1 pseudogene is annotated in these 358 nt (G+C 69.3%); it reads right to left on the reverse strand.

Annotation, left to right across the window (positions count from 1 at the left end):
• Positions 1 to 233, reverse strand: a pseudogene (locus SB816_RS30235) (multidrug transporter); the annotation flags it as partial.
• Between the last annotated feature and the right edge of the window lie 125 nt (positions 234 to 358).

A 358-nucleotide genomic window follows, 5' to 3' on the forward strand; every position in this document is an offset into this window, starting at 1 on the left:
TCGATCAGCCGCTGCAGGCGCGGATCGGCGAAGAATTCGCGCCAGCCGATGGCGCTCGCCGCCTGGCCGTTGGCGCTGCGCGTGCCGGCCGCAGCGGGCTGTGTCGCGTAGACGCCGCCGGCCGGGTACGCCTGCGCGACGGGCGCGTCGGGCCGCGTGTAATGCGGCGCCATCGTGCAGCCCGTGGCAAGCAGCGCGACCGCGATTGCAGTCAAAGCGTGTTTTTGCATCATCACTGTCCCTTGTTGCCTTCGTCGCCGGTGCCCGGCGTCTCTTCGTGGTGCGAGTGCTCCTGAGCCAGACGCAGCGCCTCGTCGGCGTCTTCCTTCTCGCCGCTGAAGATCGCGCGGATCTTCAC

Source organism: Achromobacter sp. SIMBA_011 (genome assembly GCF_046535435.1).
Classification (GTDB): domain Bacteria; phylum Pseudomonadota; class Gammaproteobacteria; order Burkholderiales; family Burkholderiaceae_B; genus Achromobacter; species Achromobacter dolens.